The 3,685-nt window shown below is 46.7% G+C and carries 3 protein-coding genes; 1 reads left to right on the forward strand and 2 read right to left on the reverse strand.

Annotation, left to right across the window (positions count from 1 at the left end; genetic code table 11):
- Positions 1–116: 116 nt before the first annotated feature.
- Together dusB and hslO are read right to left on the reverse strand one after the other, a co-directional pair.
- Positions 117–1,094 (reverse strand): tRNA dihydrouridine synthase DusB, encoded by a 978-nt coding sequence (gene dusB, locus ADI76_RS09120; protein WP_049515988.1) that lies wholly within the window; start codon positions 1,092–1,094, stop codon positions 117–119.
- Complete coding sequence (gene hslO, locus ADI76_RS09125) at positions 1,081–1,953, reverse strand: Hsp33 family molecular chaperone HslO (RefSeq protein ID WP_049483457.1); 873 nt, start codon at positions 1,951–1,953, stop codon at positions 1,081–1,083. The genes dusB and hslO overlap by 14 nt, the downstream gene beginning before the upstream one ends.
- 319 nt (positions 1,954–2,272) lie before the next feature.
- Here hslO and ADI76_RS09135 point away from each other — a divergent pair, with 319 nt between their 5' ends.
- Positions 2,273–3,565 (forward strand): adenylosuccinate synthase, encoded by a 1,293-nt coding sequence (locus ADI76_RS09135; protein ID WP_049515992.1) that lies wholly within the window; start codon positions 2,273–2,275, stop codon positions 3,563–3,565.
- Positions 3,566–3,685: the final 120 nt, after the last annotated feature.

Here is a 3,685-nt window from a genome sequence, read left to right on the forward strand (position 1 = left end):
AGTCATGGAACTTCTTCGAAGTTCGCTGACGTCCGTACTCACCTAAGGAAAGTTTCTAAGATGACTTTGTCATAATTCTAAACAGGACCTCATATGAGGTCCTGCTTTTATTATTTCTATGCGTTTAATTGTAAGAGTTCTTCAATCTCTGCCAGGGTGCTGGCTTGGGAGATGGCTCCACGGAGTTTGGCTGCACCTGAGGTACCACGAAGGTAGTGAGGGGCAAGGCCACGGAATTCACGAACGGCAATGTGCTCACCTTTGAGATCGATCAAGCGTTTCAAGTGTTCGTAAGCAATCTTCATCTTGTCTTCGAAGGTCAAATCAGGCAAAATTTCTCCTGTTTCAAAGTAGTGATTGATTTGGTTGAAGAGATAAGGATTCCCCATGGCGGCACGGCCAATCATAACCGCATCGGCACCGACTTCTTCGATCCGTTGCTTCGCGTCTTGAACCGTACGGATATCTCCGTTTGCGATAAATGGAATCTTAGTTAGGGCCTGTGCAACCTTGTGAAGGGTCTCAAGATCCGCATGCCCTGTATACATTTGCTCCCGAGTCCGTCCGTGCATGGCAAGGGCAGAGACACCCGCAGCTTCGGCAGCGAGCGCATTTTCAACTGCTAGAGAAGGGTCTGACCAACCTGTCCGCATTTTGACAGTCAGAGGGATATCAAGGACGGATTGAACCTTATTGATGATGGAGTAGATCTTGTCTGGGTCCTTGAGCCACATCGCACCAGCCTCGTTCTTGACGATTTTATTCACCGGGCAACCCATGTTGATATCGACGATATCGGTCTTGGTATTTTCTTGGATAAATTCAGCTGCGCGTGCCAGGCTATCTTCGTCACTTCCAAAGAGTTGGATCGATACAGGGTTTTCTCCTTCATCGATATGGAGCATGTGAAGCGTCTTTTCATTGTTGTACTGGATTCCCTTGTCAGAGACCATTTCCATCACAACGAGCCCTGCCCCCAGTTCTTTGGCAATGGTCCGGAAAGCTGAGTTGGTCACTCCGGCCATTGGGGCTAGGACGGTACGGTTAGGGATTTCGACATCCCCGATCATAAATGGCGTATTAAGATTTGTCACGAATGAGTTCCTCCAAGTCATTTTCGTCAAAGTGGTAGTGTGTTTGGCAGAATTGGCAGGTAATCTCTGCACCGTGATCTTCATCTTTCATCTCTTCTAGATCACTAGCTGGCAGACTTGCTAAAGCGTTCAAAAAGCGCTCACGGCTGCAGTCGCACTGGAAGCGAAGTTCTTCTTCAGAGAGGCGTTTGAAAGGTTCATCCCCATAGATAGCAGAAAGAAGAGCTTCAATATGATCTTCAGATTCCAAAAGTGTTGAAATAGCAGGCATTTCTTGGATGCGTTTTTCAAAGCGCGCGATTTCTTCTTCCTTGGCATTTGGCAAGACCTGAAGCAAGAAACCACCAGCCACCTTGACCTTGTCTTCGTCATCCAACAGAACATTGAGTCCAACTGCAGAAGGTGTTTGTTGGCTTTCCGTCAGATAAAAGGCCAGGTCTTCTCCGATTTCACCTGTGACAAGAGGGGTCATGGAGTTATAAGGATTGCCCGTACCATAGTCAGTGATGACCAGGAATTCTCCGTTTCCGACAAATGGTCCCACCAGGACTTCACCAGTTGCTGTCTTCTTGATATCCACTCCAGGATTTTGTACGTAGCCTTTAACATTTCCCTTGGTGTCTGCCACGGTGATGATGGCTCCGAGTGAGCTAGTCCCAAGGACTTTGACCGTAATTTTAGTATCTCCTTTCTCGTTTGCTGCCAAGATTTGACTGGCAATGAGGGTACGGCCAAGTGCGACCGTGGAGCTAGCTTGTGTATGATGTTTTTCTTGGGCTGTTCGTACGGTTTCTGTACTGTCTAGTACATAGGCACGAAAAGCGCCGCTTTCTGAGATAGTTTTAATAATTTTGTCCATATCTACTATTTTAGCACAAATCAAGCAAAGTGGGGGCAAGGAGAATTCCGAAAATCAGCCGTTTCAGAAGAAGGGCAAGAAGAAAAGAAAATTCCGAACGTTATTTTTAGAAAGAAGCAATTTCCAAGTAAAAGACGAGTTTCATAGAGAAGTTGGTTTAAAAAGGAAGGAGAAAAATAAACGATAGCTGAGTGGATCTTGAAAAAACATCAAAAATTGCTTATAATAGAGTGTAAGACAAACTTGCAGGTGAGACTCCTGCCCTTAGTTTGAAGAAAGGCATAGATAGCATCCTATCTATGGTATATGAAAAAGAATTATGACATCAGTTGTTGTAGTAGGAACCCAATGGGGTGATGAAGGAAAAGGGAAGATTACAGACTTCCTATCAGCCAATGCAGAAGTCATTGCTCGCTATCAAGGTGGGGACAATGCCGGACACACCATCGTAATCGACGGCAAAAAGTTCAAGTTGCACTTGATTCCTTCTGGTATCTTCTTCCCTGAAAAGATCTCTGTCATCGGAAACGGCGTGGTGGTCAACCCTAAATCATTGGTCAAAGAGTTGGCTTATCTCCATGAAGAAGGAGTATCAACGGACAGCCTTCGCATCTCTGACCGTGCCCATGTCATCCTTCCTTACCATATCGAATTGGACCGTCTCCAAGAAGAGTCTAAAGGCGACAACAAAATCGGAACGACCATCAAAGGGATTGGACCAGCCTACATGGACAAGGCTGCGCGTGTGGGAATCCGGATTGCGGACCTTTTGGACCGCGACGTCTTTGCGGAACGTCTTCGCATCAACTTGGAAGAAAAGAACCGTCAATTTACCAAACTCTATGATGCAGAGGCTCTGTCATTTGACGATATCTTCGAAGAATACTATGAATATGGTCAACAAATCAAGCAATATGTAACCGATACTTCTGTCATCTTGAACGATGCTTTGGATAACGGCAAGCGCGTGCTCTTCGAAGGAGCTCAAGGGGTTATGCTGGATATCGACCAAGGAACTTATCCGTTTGTTACTTCATCAAACCCTGTTGCAGGTGGGGTGACCATCGGATCAGGTGTCGGCCCAAGCAAGATCGACAAGGTTGTCGGTGTATGTAAAGCCTACACTAGCCGTGTCGGTGATGGACCATTCCCAACAGAGCTGTTTGATGAAGTGGGCGAGCGCATCCGTGAAGTGGGGCATGAATACGGTACAACGACTGGCCGTCCGCGTCGGGTGGGCTGGTTTGACTCCGTTGTTATGCGCCACAGCCGCCGCGTATCAGGAATTACCAACCTTTCCCTCAACTCCATTGACGTTTTGAGTGGTCTAGATACAGTGAAAATCTGTGTAGCCTACGACTTGGATGGGGAACGCATCGACCACTACCCAGCAAGCTTGGAGCAACTCAAACGTTGCAAACCAATCTATGAAGAATTACCAGGCTGGTCAGAAGACATCACAGGTGTCCGCCACTTGGATGAGCTTCCAGAAAATGCCCGCAACTATGTCCGCCGTGTCGGTGAATTAGTTGGTGTGCGCATTTCAACCTTCTCAGTCGGACCAGATCGTGACCAAACCAACATTTTGGAAAGTGTCTGGTCAAGTAAATAATTAAAAAAAGAGAGTGGGACAGAAATCGGTCATTCGTTAGAACTCGATTTCGTCGTTCCACCTCCGCACAGTTGAGTAGGGCTGTAAAAGCTGATAAAATCAGCGTAGTAGAGCCCACTC

Origin of the sequence: Streptococcus parasanguinis, from assembly GCF_001074805.1 — a bacterium.
In the GTDB taxonomy this organism is placed as follows: Bacteria; Bacillota; Bacilli; order Lactobacillales; family Streptococcaceae; genus Streptococcus; species Streptococcus parasanguinis_A.